The organism is Proteus hauseri, from assembly GCF_040139125.1.
Taxonomy (GTDB): Bacteria; Pseudomonadota; Gammaproteobacteria; order Enterobacterales; family Enterobacteriaceae; genus Proteus; species Proteus hauseri_B.
Map to the genome: position 1 here is coordinate 135,308 of NZ_JBEEUB010000005.1, position 22,468 is coordinate 157,775.

Annotated in this window: 16 protein-coding genes; 8 read left to right on the forward strand and 8 right to left on the reverse strand. The window is 36.9% G+C overall.

Going from position 1 to position 22,468, the window contains the following annotated elements; genetic code table 11:
- Positions 1 to 53: 53 nt before the first annotated feature.
- Positions 54 to 386, reverse strand: coding sequence for a hypothetical protein (locus ABN099_RS10355; RefSeq protein WP_349463664.1), 333 nt, complete (start codon positions 384 to 386; stop codon positions 54 to 56).
- Between the two features lie 401 nt (positions 387 to 787).
- Here ABN099_RS10355 and allD point away from each other — a divergent pair, with 401 nt between their 5' ends.
- Positions 788 to 1,837: an ureidoglycolate dehydrogenase gene (allD, locus tag ABN099_RS10360; protein ID WP_349463665.1), complete on the forward strand. Its 1,050-nt coding sequence runs from the start codon at positions 788 to 790 to the stop codon at positions 1,835 to 1,837.
- A 67-nt stretch (positions 1,838 to 1,904) separates the two neighbouring features.
- Here allD and ABN099_RS10365 read toward each other — a convergent pair whose 3' ends face one another.
- From ABN099_RS10365 to ycaO, 5 genes are all read right to left on the reverse strand, one after another.
- Complete coding sequence (locus ABN099_RS10365) at positions 1,905 to 2,786, reverse strand: BPSS1780 family membrane protein (protein WP_349463666.1); 882 nt, start codon at positions 2,784 to 2,786, stop codon at positions 1,905 to 1,907.
- Between the two features lie 297 nt (positions 2,787 to 3,083).
- Complete coding sequence (gene pflA, locus ABN099_RS10370) at positions 3,084 to 3,824, reverse strand: pyruvate formate lyase 1-activating protein (RefSeq protein ID WP_349463667.1); 741 nt, start codon at positions 3,822 to 3,824, stop codon at positions 3,084 to 3,086.
- Positions 3,825 to 3,933: 109 nt separating this feature from the next.
- Complete coding sequence (pflB, locus tag ABN099_RS10375) at positions 3,934 to 6,216, reverse strand: formate C-acetyltransferase (protein ID WP_349463668.1); 2,283 nt, start codon at positions 6,214 to 6,216, stop codon at positions 3,934 to 3,936.
- A 54-nt stretch (positions 6,217 to 6,270) separates the two neighbouring features.
- Positions 6,271 to 7,125 (reverse strand): formate transporter FocA, encoded by an 855-nt coding sequence (focA, locus tag ABN099_RS10380; protein ID WP_349463669.1) that lies wholly within the window; start codon positions 7,123 to 7,125, stop codon positions 6,271 to 6,273.
- Between the two features lie 684 nt (positions 7,126 to 7,809).
- On the reverse strand, positions 7,810 to 9,555 hold the full coding sequence (gene ycaO / locus ABN099_RS10385; RefSeq protein ID WP_349463670.1) for a 30S ribosomal protein S12 methylthiotransferase accessory factor YcaO: 1,746 nt from the start codon (positions 9,553 to 9,555) through the stop codon (positions 7,810 to 7,812).
- Between the two features lie 226 nt (positions 9,556 to 9,781).
- Between ycaO and ansB the strand changes: the two genes are divergently transcribed.
- Positions 9,782 to 10,819, forward strand: a complete 1,038-nt coding sequence (gene ansB / locus ABN099_RS10390; protein ID WP_349463671.1) for an L-asparaginase 2 — start codon at positions 9,782 to 9,784, stop codon at positions 10,817 to 10,819.
- Between the two features lie 87 nt (positions 10,820 to 10,906).
- On the opposite strand, the gene ABN099_RS10395 is transcribed toward ansB, so the two are convergent.
- Both ABN099_RS10395 and ABN099_RS10400 read right to left on the reverse strand, forming a co-directional pair.
- A complete protein-coding gene (locus tag ABN099_RS10395; RefSeq protein ID WP_349463672.1) occupies positions 10,907 to 12,121 on the reverse strand; it encodes a filamentous hemagglutinin N-terminal domain-containing protein in 1,215 nt (404 codons plus the stop codon).
- A gap of 168 nt (positions 12,122 to 12,289) precedes the next feature.
- Complete coding sequence (locus ABN099_RS10400) at positions 12,290 to 13,723, reverse strand: MFS transporter (protein WP_349463674.1); 1,434 nt, start codon at positions 13,721 to 13,723, stop codon at positions 12,290 to 12,292.
- A gap of 136 nt (positions 13,724 to 13,859) precedes the next feature.
- Between ABN099_RS10400 and serC the strand changes: the two genes are divergently transcribed.
- The 6 genes from serC to ABN099_RS10430 all read left to right on the forward strand — a co-directional run bounded on the left by serC (position 13,860) and on the right by ABN099_RS10430 (position 22,443).
- The gene (gene serC, locus ABN099_RS10405; protein WP_349463675.1) at positions 13,860 to 14,948 is read left to right on the forward strand and encodes a 3-phosphoserine/phosphohydroxythreonine transaminase; all 1,089 of its coding nucleotides are present in this window, start codon (positions 13,860 to 13,862) and stop codon (positions 14,946 to 14,948) included.
- A 194-nt stretch (positions 14,949 to 15,142) separates the two neighbouring features.
- On the forward strand, positions 15,143 to 16,417 hold the full coding sequence (gene aroA, locus ABN099_RS10410) for a 3-phosphoshikimate 1-carboxyvinyltransferase (RefSeq protein WP_349463676.1): 1,275 nt from the start codon (positions 15,143 to 15,145) through the stop codon (positions 16,415 to 16,417).
- A gap of 316 nt (positions 16,418 to 16,733) precedes the next feature.
- Positions 16,734 to 17,420 carry a (d)CMP kinase gene (gene cmk, locus ABN099_RS10415; protein ID WP_349463678.1) on the forward strand — a complete coding sequence of 229 codons (687 nt, stop codon included), beginning with the start codon at positions 16,734 to 16,736 and terminating at the stop codon, positions 17,418 to 17,420.
- Positions 17,421 to 17,591: 171 nt separating this feature from the next.
- Complete coding sequence (gene rpsA / locus ABN099_RS10420; RefSeq protein WP_349463679.1) at positions 17,592 to 19,265, forward strand: 30S ribosomal protein S1; 1,674 nt, start codon at positions 17,592 to 17,594, stop codon at positions 19,263 to 19,265.
- Positions 19,266 to 19,328: 63 nt separating this feature from the next.
- The gene (ihfB, locus tag ABN099_RS10425; protein WP_064719504.1) at positions 19,329 to 19,616 is read left to right on the forward strand and encodes an integration host factor subunit beta; all 288 of its coding nucleotides are present in this window, start codon (positions 19,329 to 19,331) and stop codon (positions 19,614 to 19,616) included.
- Between the two features lie 526 nt (positions 19,617 to 20,142).
- Complete coding sequence (locus ABN099_RS10430; protein ID WP_349463680.1) at positions 20,143 to 22,443, forward strand: DNA internalization-related competence protein ComEC/Rec2; 2,301 nt, start codon at positions 20,143 to 20,145, stop codon at positions 22,441 to 22,443.
- The last annotated feature ends 25 nt before the right edge of the window (positions 22,444 to 22,468 follow it).

Below are 22,468 nucleotides of genomic sequence, written 5' to 3' on the forward strand. Positions count from 1 at the left end.
ATAAGAGACAAGACGGCTTAATTAATAATGATCTATATATTTTGAATGTTCGTTTAATGAGACACTGATAAAAACGGTAATAGGTCAAAAAAGGTCTCTATTTTTCTTTCATTTGTCATATTTACAAAGTCATCCATTGCAATTTCTATATAACCAATAGTTTTATTATAAATAGTAAATTTATACATTAAATGTCCACTCCAACTACGGTGAACATAGACACAGTTTTCTATACTATAAGAAAGCCATTTATCTTCCATACATTCAGGCTGCCAACCATTTAATATGTTTCTTTCTGCATCTTCAGTTAGAGAATAATTAATATGATGAATTAATGGTGTTTTTTCAAAATACTTTAAATTCTTTAATGTTTCTTTATTTATCATTTTGTTTATTCCATAAACTATAATTATTGCCATAGATTACTGAAATAAGTTTAAATGTTCAAAAAGAATATATAAAAATGTAGCACCTTTAATATAAGGAGATAAAGTATAATATTTTACAAAAATAAAAATAACAGATTGCTGCTCATAGATTACGATTAATAAAAAATATTCTTAATATTATCTAAATATAGTTATAAAGCGTAGAGTTAATAGATGATTATAAAAAAAATCTTACTAAATAAAGTGAGATTGAATAAAAATATAACGCAATCCGCCATTGGTTAAACCGATCACAGCAGATCCTATTTATGCTGTTAAATTAGACCTATCACTCGAATTTACCTCCGTTATTTTATGGCATTTCTATTCAATTAGAACCCTACAAAAGAGCATATTCTATGATAATTTCTAAACAGCAGTTACATCAATTAATAAAAAATAAATTACATCATGCAGGATTGAGTGAGTCTCATGCTGATACTGTTGCTGATGTATTGGTACATGCTAATGCTAAAGGAATTCACTCTCATGGCGCAGTACGTGTAGAGTATTATGCGGAGCGTATTAGCAAAGGTGGCACTAATACCACCCCGAATTTTACTTATACTGAAACGGGTCCTTGTAGCGCAGTATTTGATGGTGATAATGGTGCTGGTCATGTTGCCGCTAAAGAAGCAATGGAACGTGCTATTGAAATGGCAAAACAAAAGGGCGTTGCTGTGGTTGGTGTAAGGCGTATAGGTCATAGCGGAGCCCTCTCTTATTTTGTTGAACAAGCATCTAATGCTGGAATGATAGGTATATCTCTTTGTCAGTCCGATCCGATGGTTGTGCCATTTGGTGGCTCAGAAGTTTATTATGGCACTAATCCTATCGCATTTTCAGCACCAGGAGTGGGTGATAAACATATTACGTTTGATATGGCAACGACAGTACAAGCATGGGGTAAAGTGCTTGATGCACGTTCACGGCAAGCTGCTATTCCAGATACTTGGGCTGTGGATGAAAATGGTAAACCAACAACAGATCCTTTTTCTGTAAAAGGTTTATTACCTATTGCAGGACCTAAAGGTTACGGTTTAATGATGATGGTTGATGTGTTATCGGGTATTTTACTTGGTTTACCTTTTGGTAAACATGTCAGCTCAATGTATCATGATTTAACGCAAGGTCGTGAATTAGGGCAATTACATATTGTTATTAATCCGGCATTTTTTACAGATGCCTCATTATTTAGAGAACATATTTCCCAAGTAATGAGTGAGCTTAATGAAATTAAGCCAGCTGTGGGTATTGATAAAGTATTATATCCTGGTGAGAACAGCCAAATAGAAGAGAGAAGAACGGAACAAAAAGGTATTGAGATTGTGGATGAAATTTATAATTATTTAATTTCTGATGCGTTATTTAACCAATCTTATGACAATAAAAATCCATTTGCTGGCTGAGTTTAGTAATAAAAAAAACAGTAGGTAAATACACTACTGTTTTTTTTATTTTATTTGTCGATTTGGATTAGCTAACGAGTTTTCCAATATTGGATTCAGCGGTTTTATTTAATGAAATAGGTGAGCCACCATTACTGTCTTCAGTATTATTACTTATATTGTGGTGATAGAAAATATCACGATATGAAGCGTACATTGCGGTATAAGAGAGTGGAATAGTAATCAGTAACCCTAAACCAAATGGGATCATACTAATAGCAATAATAAAGAACAGTAGGACGAAAAACAGAAAACCACCAAATAGATTGGCTCTCACCGCAGCCAAGCTGGCTTTAACTGCTGGAATGGCTTTATAACCATTAACTAAAATTAAAGCTGGGGCAAACCAGTAAGCCGCTGTACTGATAATGCCAAATATAGCAATAATAATGAAAAATAAGCTAAATGAAGAAGAGTTATATACTACCCAATTCTCAATATATGGATCAGCATAGCCACCTTCTATGGCATAGAAGAGGTCCATTATTGCGGAGCCACTAACGAGTATAGCAATAATAAAGCCTAAAATAAGGATGAGTGCGCTAATGCAATAAGCCCCCATTAAGCTGATATAGCGTTTGTTATAAAATCCTGAGAATAGATTATCAAGATCTAAGCGCTTAGTTTCATATTGCTGATGGGCTATACCGATAATACCCGCTGCTAATACTGCTGAAATAAAAGGAGAGATAAGTGGACCAATTAGCGGAATTAAACCTAGGAACCCAGATATAATTAAGCTAATCATAAAGTAGACGATGATAACGCCAATCCACATCCAGAAACGTTCTTTTACTAAATCCCATCCTAGACCTAACCAACGAGTACCACCAGAAGAACCCCTTGCTTGAGGAATAGGCGTAAATACCTCTTGTGGCTCTGTTAGCGATGAATTGTTGTCTTGTTCCATTTTTTTACCTTAATCTCGACGTCTTTTGTTTATAAATATAAGATCACTATAATATCTGTTTGTTTTGTTATTAATCAACAGTATTAAACTGAATAAACATTAAGGATAATCTTAATATATTTTTATTTTACTTATTAAATAAGCGATTTTTGCGGTATTGGTGAAATAAAAATGATGCTAAATTTATCTAAAAAAGAGTATTAAGAAAAATTATTTTGGTTTGAAAGAGAGTAATACTAATAATAGAAAAGCAGCGCTTAAAAACGCTGCTTCTTATATAAATCATTGGTAGAAAGTTTAGTAAATGACTTTATGTCCATAAGACTCAAGAATGGATTTTACGTTTTCCATCGTCTCTTTTGACGGTGGATGAATGCCATCTAGCTTATATTCTTCACCTAAAGCAACCCATTTATGCTTACCTAATTCATGGTAAGGGAGAAGCTCTACTTTCTCGATGTTTTTCATATCTTTAATAAATTCACCTAGGCGATGGGCTGAATCATTATCATCAGACCAACCAGGAACAACAACATAGCGAACCCATGTTTTTTGTCCTCGTTTTGCTAAGTAACGTGCGAATTCCAGTGTGCGCTGGTTAGAAACACCCACTAATTTTTGGTGGATATCATCATTGATCTGTTTTAAATCTAACATAACCAGATCAGTTGCATCCATTAGTTCATCAATAACCGGATCATAACGGCGAACAAAACCGTTGGTATCTAAGCAGGTATGGATATTCTCTTTTTGACAAGCACGGAACCAATCACGCACAAATTCAGCTTGTAAAATAGCTTCACCACCAGAAGCAGTAACACCGCCACCAGAAGCGTTCATAAAATGGCGATAAGCGACCGCCTCTTTCATTAGTTCATCAACAGTGACGATTTGCCCACCATGAGTATCCCATGTGTCACGGTTGTGACAATAGAGGCATCTCATTAGGCATCCTTGAAAGAAAACAATGAAACGTATTCCCGGACCATCAACGGTACCGCAGGATTCAAATGAGTGGATACGACCAAGTACGGACATAACAGGGTTACTCCAAAACTGTCTAGATAAAAAGGCCCCAATGTAGGGGCCTTTATTCTAAGCGATTTTATTTACTTTCTCAGTAAATAAATTCATATAGTTATCTTTATTACATTGTTTTTGTAAATGTACGGGTGATAACGTCTTGCTGTTGTTCTTTAGTCAGTGAGTTAAAGCGAACTGCATAACCAGAAACACGGATAGTTAACTGAGGATATTTCTCAGGATCTTCCATTGCTTCTAATAGCATTTCACGGTTCATCACGTTTACGTTCAGATGTTGACCACCTTCGATGCCAGCTTCGTGGTGGAAATAACCATCCATCAGACCAGCAAGGTTCGCTTTACGAACATCATCATCTTTACCTAACGCGTTAGGTACGATAGAGAAGGTGTAAGAAATACCATCTTTTGCATAAGCAAATGGCAGTTTCGCAACTGAAGTCAGTGAAGCAACAGCACCTTTTTGGTCACGACCATGCATTGGGTTTGCACCTGGTCCGAATGGCGCACCAGCACGACGACCGTCTGGGGTATTACCTGTTTTCTTACCGTAAACAACGTTTGAAGTAATAGTCAGGATAGACTGTGTAGGTACCGCATTACGGTAAGTACGCAGTTTCTGAATTTTCTTCATAAAGCGTTCAACTAAGTCACAAGCGATGTCATCTACACGAGAATCGTTGTTACCGAATTGTGGGTATTCGCCATCAATTTTAAAGTCTACCGCTAAGCCGTTTTCATCACGGATAGGAGAAACTTTTGCATATTTGATTGCAGCCAGTGAGTCAGCAGCAACAGACAGACCTGCGATACCACATGCCATTGTACGATAAACATCACGGTCATGAAGTGCCATCAACGCTGCTTCATAGCTGTATTTATCATGCATGAAGTGGATAACGTTCAGTGCGGTTACATACTGAGTTGCTAACCAATCCATAAAGTGATCCATTTGGTTCATCACGGTATCGAAGTCTAAGACGTCGTCCATGATTGGCGCATGTTTTGGACCTACTTGGATTTTCAGTTTTTCGTCAACACCACCATTGATGGTATACAGTAAGGTTTTCGCTAAGTTTGCACGAGCACCGAAGAACTGCATTTGTTTACCAACAACCATTGGGCTAACACAACATGCGATAGCATAGTCATCACTGTCAAAGTCAGGACGCATTAAGTCATCATTTTCGTACTGAATTGAAGAAGTATCGATAGAGACTTTAGCTGCGTATTTTTTGAAGTTGATAGGCAGTTGTTCTGACCACAGAATAGTCATGTTTGGTTCTGGTGATGGACCCATTGTGTACAGGGTATTTAAGAAACGGAAAGTATTCTTAGTTACCAGAGTACGACCATCTAAACCCATACCTGCTAATGATTCTGTTGCCCAAATTGGGTCACCAGAGAACAGTTCATCATATTCAGGAGTACGTAAGAAACGAACCATACGTAATTTCATTACTAAATGGTCGATTAATTCTTGAGCTTGTTCTTCAGTCAGTAGACCTGCATCGATATCACGTTGGATGTAGATATCTAAGAAAGTAGAAACACGACCGAATGACATTGCAGCACCGTTTTGAGACTTAACAGCGGCTAAGTAACCGAAGTAAGTCCATTGCACTGCTTCTTTTGCATTTTGTGCTGGGCGAGAAATATCACAACCATAAGTTGCTGCCATTTCTTGGATTTGACCTAAAGCAGCATGCTGCTCTGCGATTTCTTCACGCAGTTGGATAGTCATTTCCAGATCTTCACCTTTTTCCATTCTTTCTTGTAAAGAGGTGAATTGAGCGAATTTATCTTTGCGCAGGTATTCGATACCGTACAGTGCAACACGACGGTAGTCACCGATAATACGACCACGACCATACGCATCTGGTAAACCAGTTAGGATACCTGATTTACGACATTTGATAATGTCTGGAGTATACACATCGAAAACACCTTGGTTATGGGTTTTACGATATGTAGTGAAGATTTTTTTCAGTTCTGGATCTAGTTCGCGATCATAAGCATGACAAGAACTTTCTACCATACGGATACCACCGAATGGGATGATTGCACGTTTTAAAGGTGCATCAGTCTGCAAACCTACGACTTGTTCTAAATCTTTCTCAATGTAACCTGCATCGTGAGAAGTGATTGTTGCAGCAACAGAAGTATCAAAATCAACCGGCGCATGAGTGCGGTTCTCGATTTTGATGCCTTCCATAACTTGTTCCCAAAGTGTATCAGTTGCTTTAGTGGAACCAGCCAGGAAAGATTCGTCGCCTTCATATGGAGTGTAGTTCTTTTGGATGAAGTCACGAACGTTTACTGCGTTCTGCCATTCACCTTCAGAAAAACCTTTCCATGCTTGAGCAAATTTTTCATTTAAATCAGACATGATACTTCTACCTTTTTACAATGGAACTTAAGAAATCAGTCAGATCTGCACGGATTAATGTTTTTCACCGCGCAGATGCATTAACCAGTATACCAGACCGACTAGGACTGCACCGCCAATAATGTTACCGATAGTGACTGGTAATAAATTATCAGAGAGGAAATTCGATACTGTTAAGTGTGAAAATTGTTCGGGTGATGCACCTACTTTAGACCAGAATTCTGCTGGTGCAAAATTCTTAATAACGATACCTAAAGGAATAAGAAACATGTTAGCGATACTGTGCTCAAAGCCACTCGCAACGAACATGCCGATAGGTAAAATCAGTGCAAAAAGTTTGTCAATTAAAGTACGACCAGCATAACTCATCCACACTGCAAGACAAACCATCAAGTTAGCTAAAATACCTAAACAAACGGCTTCAACAAAGGTGTGCTCAAGTTTATGTTGTGCTGTTTGTAATACATTCAGCCCCCATAATCCGTTAGCTGCCATATGTTGACCAGCAAACCACATTAAGGCGACAAAAAAGAGTGCGCCAACAAAGTTGCCAAGATAAACGTTTATCCAGTTGGCAAACATAGTGCCCCAAGATATACGTCCTGTCGCTTTAGGAATAATAGTAAGAACAGTTGAGGTGAATAAGTCCGCGCCACAAACGACAACGAGCATTAACCCCAAGGAGAAACAGATCCCACCGACTAGTTTTGCTAGTCCGAAAGGAACAGACGCAGTGCCTGTAGTAGCAGTAATATAAAAAACAAAAGCAATTGAAATAAACATTCCCGCAGTAAATGCAGATAAGTAAGTCGTTGGGATATGTTTAGTTGCTTTATAACAACAAGCATCATCGGCAACTTTTGCCATTTCAGCAGGTGATAATAAATTAAAAGGGCTGTCAGCTTTCATACTAACACTCTCTTATATGTTGGAATAATTATAGTACGCAATAATAGTAGCAAAGGGGCTTACTTCTAAAATTGATATGGATCATGGTCGCTGGTTAGAAACCCAATCTTAGTGCGTAAAAACCCGCTATTTTGGCTATAATTATATGATTAATAAAGTAAAAATTTTTTTTAAAAATTATCAAAAAATTTTAGTCTAGCTGGATAAATAAAGTAAAAAGTAAATGTAACGTATTATTCCCACCTCTTAATGTTAATAATTAAAAACTAAATTTAACGGCTCATTTACTTTTGATTTAAATATAAACACTACTTTATTTGTGGATAATCTAATTGATTACTCCAGGCATATATCCATTATAAAAATAAGGTTTTTTATTTTTTGAGATCTATGTACACAAATAGCAATTTAAACTACTATTAAGCCAAATTCTTAGTTTATAACTTCAATTTCAGATCTAAGTGTCATATTTAAATCCTATAATCGTCACTTTTGCCATATTTTGACACTTTTGACAATCGGCATATTTGTCATTCTGACAAAATTGCCGTTATTTATTTTAAGCAAAAGAAAACACTCTATTTTTAGGTAGAGTGTTTTAATGAAAATAAGATAATCATTATTCAATTAACGGCTATTTACCATGAGTCAATAACCTTCAATATTACATTGTTATTTGATGGATTAGCGCTTCGCTTTTTGTAGTTTTTCATAAGCAGCAAGCAATGACTGATGAACAGGCAAATTAGCGAGTGATGGCTCAATAGGTTGTAATCCATAAAATACATTTTTACCCTGCATTGCATTTTGTGCAGCAAGAAGGGTATCTGCGCCATACATACGAGAGAATGCATGCATATATTGCTCAGGTTCGCGTTCTGTCTCTTCTTTTAATAATAAAAGATTGTGCAAACAGCGATAATAGTTTTGGCGTTCAGGGGTAAATAGAGACGCATTGAAATCTTGTGTCCACTCAACCCACACTAATGCTTGTTCATGATCACCACCCGCTAAAGCTAGCATGGATTTTAATTCACCAACACGCAGATGACTCCAACCATTATCTTTACCCGGTGCAATGCCAATCATTTCTCTTACACGTGTAAAGTCATCTAATCCATCTTCATCAAATTGACCAATTAATGATAAATACTCTTCTTTACTTCCTTGACTTGTTGGCAAGGAAATCAACGTATCACGCCAATGAACGCCCATGATATTATTCGCTAGCTGTAAATCTTCAGCTGGATAAATATCTGACAAACCAGGAACAAGGATACGACATGCATAAACACCCAAATGAGAGTAATCCATGATATAAACTTCAGCATCACATTGCTGGCATAGTGACATTAACGTGTGGAACTCTTCTTCAGTAGTGCCACTGAAATTCCAATCAACAAATTCATAATCAGCATCTTTTTTAAATAAATCCCAGCTAATTAAACCACTAGAATCAATAAAATGCGTTTCAAGATTGGTGTGATCGCCAACTTCTTCATCGTCAAAACTTGGTGGATTAAACACATCCAAGTCTTTAAGACTACGACCCTGTAGTAATTCAGTAACGGTACGTTCTAATGCTACGCCAAAATCAGGATGCGCACCAAAAGAGGCAAAACAAGTTCCGTTTTGTGGGTTAAATAATACAACACAAATAACAGGGAATTGACCACCAAGTGAGGCATCAAAACTAAAGATTGGGAAGCCTTCTTTTTCTAAGGTTGCAATGGCTTCTACGACAGCAGGGTAACGTGCTAATACGTCTTCAGGAATTTCAGGTAAGCTAATTTGTTCTACAATAATGCGATTTTTCACATAACGTTCAAATACTTCTGAAAGACCTTGTACACGGGCTTCATTTTGTGTGTTACCCGCAGACATACCATTAGAGGCATAAAGATTAGCAATAATATTTACTGGAATATAAACCGGTTTTTCGTCTGATTGACGAATAAAGGGTAAAGCACAGATGCCACGGTCAGGATTACTTGATTGCAAATCAACTAGTTCGCTACCGCATAATTCACCTTCGGGATCATAAAATTCACGTAGACGTGTATCTAATAGACCTTCAGGCACAGCGTCATCTTCAGTTAAAGGGAACCATTTTTCACTTGGGTAGTGAACAAACTCGCCTTCTGCAATTTCATTACCTAACCAAAAATCGGAAAAAAAGTAGTTAGTAGAAAGACGTTCAAAATATTCGCCTAATGCAGAAGCTAATGCGGCTTTTTTACTTGCTCCTTTACCGTTGGTAAAACATAAAGGGCACTCTTTATCGCGAATATGTACAGACCAGACGTTAGGAACAGGATTTAACCATGAAGCTTCTTCAATGTTAAAGCCTAAGTCGGTTAATTTTTTCTGGAAGCTAGCGATAGAATCTTCCAGTGCGGCATCTTTACCGGGAATAAATGTTTGTGACATGGCAGGTTTCATCAATATTTTGCGGGTGATAGTTAGGGGCACATGATACTGAAATCTCCAGTGATGCACTAACGATTTATCATTCCTTTTATTGCTAACAATATTCAATCTAACGATTTCTTTAATATATGAGTTTTTTTAATAAATACGTTCCATTTATCACGGAATTAATAATTATAAATCATCATAATAAGATTTATTTATATACTCATAAGGGATCAATACGATGATGAAGAAGACATTGCTCGCCAGTTTGTTAGCAGTAGTTAGTGGCTCCGTATTTGCATTACCAAACGTCACTATTTTAGCAACAGGTGGCACAATAGCGGGTGGTGGTGATTCAGCGACTACGTCAAGTTACACTGCGGGTAAATTAGGCATTGATACATTAATCAATGCGGTTCCTGAAGCTAAAACCGTTGCTAATTTAAAAGGTGAGCAAGTGGTTAATATCGGTTCTCAGGATATGAATGACCAAGTGTGGTTAAAACTTGCTAATAAAATTAATGCTGATTGTGACAAAACGGATGGCTTCGTCATTACCCATGGTACAGACACCATGGAAGAAACGGCATATTTTCTTGATTTAACAACTCATTGTAAGAAACCTGTTGTTATGGTTGGCGCAATGCGTCCTGCAACGGCATTAGGAGCAGAAGGACCATTAAACCTATTTAATGCCGTGGTTATTGCCAGTGATAAAGCTTCAGAAAATCGTGGTGTATTAGTTACCATGAATAATGCAGTGATCGGTGGTAAAGATGTTATGAAAATGAACACCACTGAAGTTCAAGCATTCCAAGCGGTTAATGCGGGTGCTCAAGGTTATGTTCATAACGGAAAAGTTCACTATTACTCTGTAGCTGCACCACGTGGAGATAAAGCCGCATTTGATGTAAGTAAATTAACCGAATTACCAAAAGTTGGTATTGTTTATAACTATTCCAACGCTTCTGATTTACCAGCAAAAGCCTTTATCGATAATAATTACAAAGGCATTATTAGCGCAGGTGTTGGTAATGGTAACTTATATACAGATATTATGAATACACTAGCTGATGGCGCTAAAAAAGGCGTTGTTGTCGTGCGTTCAAGCCGTGTACCAGTAGGATTTACAACTCAAAATGGTGAAGTTGATGATGTTAAATATGGTTTTGTTGCATCAGAACGCTTAAATCCACAAAAAGCGAGAGTGTTATTACAGTTATCACTAACTGAAACACAAGATCCTGCAAAAATTCAAACATATTTCGAAAAGTATTAATTTAAATAATATTAATTTAAATAAATAGTAATACAGTAACAAGAGAAGACCTCACGTTATGAGGTCTTCTCTATTTTTATAATAATATCAATTGTTATACATCAGAGTCAGTAATTTAACTACTCCATGATTAATAATCTCTTGGTCATCAATGAGCTTATTTATTCTTATTGCCTCATTGTTATTTATTTCATTACTATTTATTTCTTCATAAGTGGCTGAAGAACTAAATATAAAAGGCAAGTAATGATTTATATATCCTGATCTTTCATTAATAACCCAGGAATTTTTATCTCTATCTAATACTAAATTACTGGTGTAGATCTGATTATGGTTTTTAAATGTTGAATTATTAGTGAGCGATAAATACATTCCTTCACTACTTAAATAACCATGGTTATTAACTTTTGCGTTGTTAGAATAAATATTTATTTTATGGTCAGTATGAATGCCAGCATTTAAACCAGATGGAAGATTGTCTCTATTTTTACTGTCACCAATAGTCAGAAAGTTAACTTTTGGAATATTCTTTCTATATTTATTTGGTGTAATGAGCGGTCTAATTGAAGATACGTGTCTTGTAAATTTATTATCAAAACCATGTATAACTCTATTGCCATTGTTATATAAGATGACATCTTTTGATGAAACAACCTGAGTATTAACGGTTATTCCATTACTTATAATATTTAATTGGCGATACATAGCGTCATTATCAATATTTTTCGAATTAATAATAGCGACTTTGCCATGTGCAGGATTAAATTTATGGTATAAATAATGCGACTTAGGAATTAATGTAGCAAGGTTATAAATAGCGACAGAATTGTTACTTCTATCTACGCTTCCGCTGACAAGTGTTTCAGATAATGTATTTGAAAAACTACAGTTATCACAAGTGATCCCATTCGGATTGGCTATAATGACATGTGCTATTTTTCCCTTTACACCAATATTACCTTCTAATAAGGATGTTGGACCATTAATAACCTCATTAATAATATAGTCTGCTTTTGATTTAACATTGTTTAAAATAATACCCGAATTATCTACGCGGAATGTATCATATTTATTATGAGAAATATTTTTATCATCACTTGGGGAAATAAATATTTCGGCAATGTCGTTAGTGTCGCTGTTTGGTTTAACAGTAGCTTGTGAACTTGCATTTATTAATATTTCGGTGCCATTTTCAAACTCAGCATATTCTTTATCAACGGCATAAGAATTCGCGGTATTAGCATGACATATTGATGTGGTGGATATTAATCCTATTGCTATAGCTGCGATTTTTAATTTCATGTGGTTTTTCCTTCTATTTCCTTCCATCTTGGTTTCTCGTCTAATTTATAGACAATTTTAAAGGGAATAAACCTTATAAAATAAAAAGGGTCTTTATTTATAAAATGATAAAATGGCGATTAATTTAAAATAACCATTTTATCTGATTTAATAGAATCAATTTATAAATTAACTATTTTTTTTGCTGCGTGTAACCACAACATTCGCAGCAAAAAAGGCAATGAAAGGTGTAACTGCAAAAACAGTAAATAGCCAATGTGCTGCATTTTGAGCACCAATAATACCGCCCGGTTCAGTTAATCCCGCCATATTAACAATAGTACCTGAAATAGATGCGCCAACAGCAGTAGAAAATAGTTGTATGGTAGTAATTGATGTCGCTGCTTTTTGTGCCTCTTGACCTTGCGAAACTTGCAATACGCGAGTGAGATAATGAGGCCATGCCATGCCTATTCCTGCACCTGTAAAGAAAAGCGCGATACAAATAATAATGATTTGACCATAAGGTAAAGTGATTACATTAGAAATTAACAAGCCAAGAATTAAAATAGCTATAAAATTAATTACAGGGCCAAATCGCATTAACCATTGTGCTGTCGATTGCTGACGCGATGAAGAAATAATCGCAGAAAAAGACCAACCTGCACCCACTAATGCGGCTAAATAACCTGAAAGTAGAGGGGTGATGTTATGAATAATTTGTAAAAAATAGGGCACGAAAACTTCGGTTTGAACACTTATTCCTAATAGCGCCATAGTTAAATAAATTGGCGCTAATGGGGCAGAAAACGAGAATGTTCCCTTAGGAAATAACCCATCATTTGATTTTTTATCAATGTAAACAAGTAATAAAACAAAAAGAGCAGCAAAAATAACAGATAACACATTATAGATAATAACGTTATATAGACTACCTATTGAAATAGATAACACAGCTAAAATTAATAAGGCTAATTGCTGATAAGGAAGAGGCGATTTAGTTATTCCTATATCAGTGGCATTTTCGGTAGGAAGAATAGTAAACAATAAAATAATATAAGGAATGCCGACAATTAAAATTGACCAAAATGCGCCACGCCAAACATTATATTCTGCAAATATTCCGCCCAATGCAGGACCTAACAAGGTAGATATTCCCCACATGCTAGACATTAGTGCCATCGCTCTTGACCAAAGAGGTTGTGGAAACATTACCCTAACCAAAGAGTAGGCTAAAGCGAGCAGCATACCGCCGCCAGCGCCTTGAACAAATCGTCCAAAAAGTAATATTGGCATTGATGGCGCGGTTGCACAAATGATTGAACCGAGTAAAAAACAGAGCGTAGCAAACAAATAACTATTACGAGGTGCAAATCTATTTAATAGGCGAGAAGTAAGTGCGGATGAGAGTATTGAGGCTAAAATAAAAACTGTGGTATTCCATGCGTATAAATTAAGACCACCGATATCACGAACGATTGAAGGTAAGGTGGTAATCGTAATGTAGACATTTATTGCATGTAATGCGACACCTCCTGCTAACGCTAGTGATTTCAGACTATTTTTTCCTTTAAGAAGCATTCCCCAGCTAGCTTCTTCTTTTTTATGCATACTCCCCGACATAAAACACTCCTAACCGTTATTTTTATGTATCGCATATTATGCGTTAGCTCACAATAATCATTGCGCCAATTTAATGAGAATGATACAACCGATAGAGGTCGTTTTGTAAATACATATTCAGATAGGGTGAATTTGAATGAGTCAGGTATATAACTTTAGTGCGGGTCCGGCTATGTTACCGGCAGAGGTTCTTCGTCGTGCAGAATTAGAATTATGCAACTGGCACGAGCTAGGGCGCTCGGTTATGGAAATCAGCCATCGTAGTAAAGAATTTCTCGAAGTTGCACATCAGGCAGAGCAAGATCTTCGTGATCTATTAAATGTGCCAGAAAACTACAAAATTCTTTTCTGTCATGGTGGTGCTAGAGGACATTTTGCTGCATTGCCACTCAATTTATTAGGTGACAAGAAAACTGCTGATTATATTGATGGTGGTTATTGGGCAGAAAGCGCAGCAGAAGAAGCAGAAAAATATTGCTCGCCAAATATCATTAAAATTAAAACAGAAATTGATGGCAAAGTTGGTGTAAAACCAATGAAAGAGTGGCAATTAAGCAATGATTCAGCTTACGTACATTATTGCCCAAATGAAACCATTGATGGTATCGCTATTCATGAAGAACCTGATTTTGATGATAAAAAAATTATTATCGCAGATTACTCTTCTTCTATTTTATCTAAACCAATCGATGTTAGCCGTTATGGCGTTATTTATGCTGGAGCGCAAAAAAATATCGGACCTGCTGGTTTAACCATCGTTATTATTCGTGATGACTTGTTAGGTAAAGCGCGTAAAGAGACGCCATCGGTGTTTGATTACACGGTACTTGCTGAAAATGATTCTATGTTTAATACGCCACCGACTTTTGCTTGGTATTTATCAGGTATGGTCTTCAAATGGTTAAAAGAGCAAGGCGGATTGCAAGAGATGGCAAAACGCAACTATGAGAAAGCCGCGCTTCTTTATAGTGCCATTGATAATAGTGATTTCTATATCAATCGTGTTGCAACAGAAAATCGTTCATTAATGAATGTGCCTTTCCAAATGTCATCTCCTTCTTTAGATTCAGTATTTCTAAAAGAAGCCGAAGCACAAGGGCTGGTGGCATTAAAAGGTCACCGCGTTTCAGGCGGTATGCGAGCTTCCATTTATAACGCAATGCCTTTAGCGGGTGTGCAAGCATTGGTTGATTTTATGGCCGATTTTGAGCGTCGCCACGCTTAATCGCTTTAAAATAGGCTAAGAAAACCTGCCTATAAAGCAGGTTTTCTTATAATTAAGGGTGTTGATAATTAAAATAGAGTTATATCGGTACAAAATAATAAATAGATAATGCCAGTGCAGAAATAATTCTAGTTTTAATGGGTTAAACAGCATCCCTTCATATTTAATTGATTTATCGGAGTTTCTACCTGTTTATGGAATCGTTAACACTACAACCTATCGCCCATATTGAAGGCACTATTAATTTACCAGGGTCTAAAAGCGTCTCTAATCGAGCGTTATTACTGGCAGCGCTTGCAAAAGGTAAAACTCGGTTAACTAATCTACTTGATAGTGACGATATTCGTCATATGTTAACTGCATTAAAGGCATTAGGTATTCACTATCAGTTATCTAATAACAATACGGTATGTGATATCGAAGGTTTAGGTGGTGAATTTAAAACATCCGCACCACTAGAGCTTTTTTTGGGTAATGCAGGTACCGCAATGCGTCCATTAGCGGCTGCTTTGAGTTTAGGTCATCATGAAATTACTTTAACGGGTGAACCTAGAATGAAGGAGCGACCAATCGGGCATTTGGTTGATGCTTTACGTCAAGGTGGTGCGAGTATTGATTATCTTGAGCAAACGGATTATCCACCTATCCGACTTCAAGGTGGTTTTCAAGGTGGAAATGTCGAGGTTGATGGTAGCGTTTCTAGTCAATTTCTTACTGCATTATTAATGGCCGCACCTTTAGCGCCACAAGATACCGTTATTTCCATTAAAGGTGATTTAGTCTCCAAGCCTTATATTGATATTACTTTGGCACTTATTAAAACTTTTGGTGTTGATATTGAAAATCAAAACTACCAGCACTTTGTGATAAAAGGTGCGCAACAATATCAATCACCCGGTAAATATCTTGTTGAAGGTGACGCTTCATCGGCATCTTATTTCTTAGCCGCAGCGGCAATTAAAGGTGGCACAGTACGTGTAACTGGTATTGGTAAAAACAGCCTGCAAGGGGATATCCATTTTGCCTCTGTACTCGAAAAAATGGGTGCAAAAGTTCGTTGGGGTGATGACTATATTGAATGTGAGCGTGGTACGCTTAAAGGCATCGATATGGATATGAACACTATCCCAGATGCAGCAATGACTATTGCAACCACTGCACTGTTTGCTGAAGGTGAAACGACGATCCGTAATATCTATAACTGGCGAGTTAAAGAGACAGACAGATTAGCCGCAATGGCAACAGAATTACAAAAAGTCGGCGCGATAGTAGAAGAAGGGCATGACTACATAAAAGTTACGCCACCTAAACAGTTAAGAACAGCTGATATTGAGACTTATAACGATCATCGTATTGCTATGTGTTTTTCGTTGGTTGCACTCTCTGATACCCCAATTACTATTCTTGATCCGGGTTGTACAGCAAAAACATTCCCAGATTATTTTGATAAATTAAATACGCTGGCATAAATATATAGTGACATATACAAACTTTTCTATTTTTCATTATTAGGTTTAATCGACGGTATTTCTATTAATAAAGAATAATACCGTCGATTTTTTATTTTATAGAGCAATTATTTCTATCTATTTGGCTGTTTCTCGAAATTTTTCACCAATAAATTAGACCGATACTCAACTGCTTATTCCTTCATATACATTGTATGCGTATAATGGCGCGCAATATGATTAATACTGTTTTTCTCTGTTTGAGGTTTATACCTATTATATCAATATGATAGAGTGAAAAACATAGAAATGCAGTGCCCATAAAAAGGAGAAACTCATGGCAGTTATCGTCCCTGTTATTACTGTTGATGGGCCAAGCGGAGCGGGTAAAGGAACATTATGCCAAGCCTTAGCAACGGCTTTTGGTTGGCACTTACTTGATTCTGGCGCAATTTACCGCGTATTAGCATTAGCTGCATTACATCATCATGTGGATATTGGTTCTGAAGATGCACTTGTTCCATTAGCAGCAAATCTTGATGTTAGATTTGTACCTAATGAGAATGGGTTAAGTGTTATCCTTGAAGGTGAAGATGTTTCAACTGAAATTCGTACTGAAACAGTAGGAAATACCGCATCACAAGCAGCGACATTTCCACGAGTAAGAGAAGCTTTATTACGACGTCAACGAGCATTTCGTACAGCTCCTGGGCTGATTGCTGATGGCAGAGATATGGGTACAATTGTATTCCCTGATGCACAAGTAAAAATATTTCTCGATGCTAGCGCTGAAGAACGAGCTCGTCGTCGCATGTTACAGTTGCAGGAAAAGGGCTTTAATGTTAACTTTGAGCGCCTTTTATCCGAGATAAAAGAGCGTGATTACCGAGACCGGAATCGTGCTGTTGCGCCATTAGTTGCGGCAAAGGACGCATTAATTCTCGATTCAACAAGCTTGTCTATCGACGAAGTCATTGAAAAATCGTTGACTTATGCTAAAAAAAATCTGCAATTATCAGCGTAATTAATTTTTATATCGTTTATACTAGGTAATATTAAAATCGGGTTACGTGTTAATGAAAACACAATAATGCCCGATGACCTTGTCACAAAGGATGTAACGAGGTATGTGAAACAACCCCATTCGGCCGGATGCTAAATGGACGTTAATTAAATTTACTTGAAGATCATTAACATGACAGAATCTTTTGCTCAACTCTTTGAAGAATCCCTAAAAACAATCGAAACTCGTCCAGGCGCTATCGTTCGCGGTGTTGTAGTTGCTATCGATAAAGACGTTGTTCTGGTTGATGCAGGTCTGAAATCAGAATCTGCTATTCCTGTAGAACAATTCAAAAACGCTCAGGGCGAATTAGAAATCCAAGTTGGTGACGAAATCGACGTTGCTCTGGACGCGGTTGAAGATGGCTTCGGTGAAACCGTTCTGTCTCGTGAGAAAGCTAAACGTCACGAAGCGTGGCTGATGCTAGAAAAAGCTTACGAAGAAAACGAAACTGTTGTTGGTATCATCAACGGTAAAGTTAAAGGTGGTTTCACTGTTGAATTGAACGGCATTCGTGCTTTCCTGCCAGGCTCACTGGTAGACGTTCGTCCAGTACGTGACACAACTCACCTGGAAAACAAAGAGCTTGAGTTCAAAGTCATCAAATTAGACCAAAAACGTAATAACGTTGTTGTCTCTCGTCGTGCGGTTATTGAATCTGAAAACAGCGCAGAACGCGATCAGTTATTAGAAAACCTGCAAGAAGGCATGGAAGTTAAAGGTATCGTTAAGAACCTTACTGACTACGGTGCATTCGTTGATCTGGGCGGTGTTGACGGTTTACTGCACATCACTGATATGGCTTGGAAACGTGTTAAACACCCAAGCGAAATTGTCAATGTTGGCGACGAAATCACTGTTAAAGTCCTGAAATTCGACCGTGAACGTACTCGCGTATCATTAGGTCTGAAACAACTGGGCGAAGATCCTTGGGTAGCTATCGCTAAACGTTATCCAGAAGGTACAAGACTGACTGGTCGTGTAACTAACCTGACTGATTACGGCTGCTTCGTAGAAATCGAAGAAGGCGTTGAAGGTTTAGTACACGTTTCTGAAATGGATTGGACTAACAAAAACATTCACCCATCTAAAGTTGTTAACGTTGGTGATGTTGTTGAAGTTATGGTTCTTGACATCGATGAAGAACGTCGCCGTATTTCACTGGGTCTGAAACAGTGTAAATCTAACCCATGGCAGCAGTTCGCAGAAACTCACAACAAAAACGACCGTGTTGAAGGTAAAATCAAGTCTATTACTGACTTTGGTATCTTCATCGGCTTAGACGGTGGTATTGACGGTCTGGTTCACTTATCTGACATTTCTTGGAATGTTGCAGGTGAAGAAGCTGTTCGTGAGTACAAAAAAGGCGACGAAATCGCTGCTGTAGTTCTGCAAGTTGATGCTGAACGTGAACGTATCTCTTTGGGCGTTAAACAATTATCAGAAGATCCATTCAATAATTACCTGTCTGCTCACAAAAAAGGTGCTATTGTTTCTGGTAAAGTAACTGCTGTTGATACTAAAGGCGCAACTGTAGAGTTGGCTGACGGTGTTGAAGGTTACCTGCGTGCTTCAGAAGCTTCACGTGACCGCGTTGAAGATGCAACTCTGGTTCTAAATGTTGGCGAAGCTGTAGAAGCTAAATATACTGGTGTTGACCGTAAAAACCGCGTTATCAATCTGTCTGTTCGCGCTAAAGACGAAGCTGATGAGAAAGACGCTATCGCTTCTGTGAACAACAAAGAAGAAGTTGGTTTTTCAAACAACGCTATGGCTGAAGCTTTCAAAGCAGCTAAAGGCGAATAATTTAAGTTATTAACGAGAGGCAACGTTATCGTTGCCTATTTATCGGTAGTCTAGGGAGGTAATATGACCAAGTCTGAGTTAATTGAGAGACTTGCAGGCCTACAATCTCATCTTTCGGCTAAAACAGTTGAAGATGCTGTAAAAGAAATGCTTGATCATATGGCTGACACATTGGCTGATGGTGAGCGTATCGAAGTCCGCGGATTCGGCAGTTTTTCTCTACACTACCGTGCGCCGCGTACGGGTCGTAACCCGAAAACTGGTGATAAAGTAGATCTGGAAGGTAAATACGTTCCACACTTTAAACCAGGTAAAGAGTTACGTGACCGTGTAAATATTTATACGGAATAAACAACTTCCTGTCGAAAAGGCACAAAGTTAGTTAACTTTCTCAAAAACGGCACTTCGGTGCCGTTTTTTTATTGCTAGATTTTATAATGTTTTAATTTGAGTTTTTTTATCTATTAAATTCTTAGCATTACATATTTAACGCTTAACATAACAACCCTTAGTTTGGTTACTTATTTCCGATTCTACTTATCTATTCATATTTTCTCTTTTCTCTTTTCTCTTTTTACTTTTTCTTGTAATTACTCTAAGTGTTTTTTTCAGTTATTTCCTTAATAAAATTTTAAAATATTGATCAAGTATTCTTATTTAGAACGATCTCGCAAAAAATTGTATCTCATAAAAGAATACATTTTTTTCTTACGAAGAAGTTCAAAACTATTCAAGTGAATTAGATATTAAAACGTCATTTAACGATATGATATTAAAAGAAATAAATTAATACCATGGATGGGAAATGATGATTTTTCTACAAAAAATAAGATATATTTATAGTTTTAAAGCATCATATATAAAATTGATTTGCTTATTGCAAAGACATTTAAAATTACTCTATTTTAATCAACTCAATATTGATAAAGCTGCTTTTGCAGTAATCTTGGGATCTCTTCCGCTATTAGTTCAATCAGATATTATTAATAGCAAAGGGGGATATGTTGTGATTATCCTCTCTTTGTTATTACTTCTTGTTCCACATGCTACTATTCGCTTTTTAGCACTCATATTATTATTTTGGGGATATTCAAATAGTATTGCACAGTCATTAATTACCAGAACAGACCAGTTAGTTGATAATATCGCAACAATCCAAACTAAAGTTATTGAATATCGTCAGCTACAAGATGGCAATATTATTATAAAAATTGCCATTCCTAAAGAAAGCATCTTTTCATCTGCAATTTATGCCAATGTCTATTGGCGTAACCCTCCTAAAAGTAATGTTATCGGGCAATATTGGCAATTTAAAATACAGTTTCGGGCTGTGCATAGTTATTTAAATGAAGGGGGCTTTGATAGTCAAAAATATAGTGTCTCGCTAAAAGAGACGCTTGCAGGAAAAGTAATGCATGCAACTTTAGTTGATGCAAATACTTCGCTACGTAGCCAATTTATTCAATATATATCAACGTACTGGGAAGCCACAAAAAATAAAGGTGAAATCACGGCATTAGTTCTTGGTGATAAACGACTGATAAAGGCAGAACAGAAAGAGATCTATATGAAAACAGGTGTCGCTCACCTTATTGTTATTTCTGGGCTACATATTGGTTTATCAGCATTTTTTGGTTGGTTTATTGCGAGAGGTATTCAGTTGTTTCTTCCTGCTAAATGGATTGGAGCACTATTTCCATTAATTATAGGATGGATCACGGCGGTTACTTATGCAGCTTTATCAGGATGGGGGATCCCAGCAACAAGAGCGCTCATTGGGCTAAGTGTATGGGTTCTATTGCATTGGCGTAGCCGACTATTTTTACCTTGGCAGTGGGCACTTTGGAGTGCGGCACTGATTTTAATTTTTGAGCCTCTTTCTATTTTATCCGCAAGTTTTTGGCTTTCATTTTCTGCTGTATTTGCGATTATTTTTTGGTACTGGATGTATCCATTATCAGGAAAATTTAGTTACCAGAAACGATGGTTTATTCTTCGATTAATCCATTTACAACTTGGGCTAATGATTATTTTGTTACCTTTTCAGTACTATTTATTTGGTGGCGGTAATCTTTTTAGTTTCTTTGCTAATTTATGGGCTGTACCTATTATTTCGTTTATTACTGTCCCATTGATTATGCTTGGGTTGTTTACTTCATTTATACCACTGTTTCAGCCTTTTTTATGGCATTGGGTAGATCTCTCTATTAGTTATGCATTTGGATTTCTCCCTTATATTGTCTCTTATTGGCATAATAGTGGCGCAATACCCTTTTTATTAAGCTTAAGCGGTATTGTGGGCATTCTCGTCATTAAAATGAAATGGTGGTGTCATCATTTTGTATTAGTAATTGCAGTAGGTGTAATTTTATATTGTGAAATCTATTTTTCAGAGCGTTATCAATGGCGAATGACAATGCTAGATGTTGGTCATGGCTTGGCTATTATCATTGAAAAAGAAGGGGAGGCGATTATTTATGATACAGGAATGCGCTGGAAAAGCGGCGGTTCTATTGCAAAAAGTGTCATTATTCCCTATCTAAAAAACCGTAAAATAACCCCTAGCACGTTGATAATTAGTCATGATCATCTGGATCATACCGGTGGAGTTAGCGATTTATTAGCAGCTTATCCTCAATTGACGGTTCGTAGTAGCTTTAATCAATCTCATCACTTGCCTTGTTTACAAGGGCAATCATGGCGGTGGAAAGGGCTTTTTTTTCATGCTTTATGGCCAATTAATCTACATACCTCACCAAAAAATAATGAATCATGTGTTATTAGTGTTAGTGATGGAAGGCAGAGTATCTTACTTACTGGTGATATAGAAAAAGAGAGCGAAGCCCAACTAGTAAGGTTAAAAAATAATCAACTAAAGGCGGATATTTTACAAGTTCCGCATCACGGCAGCCAAACATCTTCAACATTGTCGTTTATTCAAGCAGTTTCACCAAATATTGCACTTGTTTCTGCTGCTCGTTATAGCCCTTGGCGTTTACCTTCTGGTAAAGTACATCGCCGTTATAAAAATGAAGCCATAAATTGGCTAACTACACCTATTAGTGGACAGATTTCTATTGAGTTTAAGCAAAATAAGCGTGATGTATTGACCTATAGGCAAGATATATTGCCTCGTTGGTATCATCAGTGGTTTGGTGTTTTGCCTATTAACGAGTAGAATAACCCGCTATTTATTAAAAGTT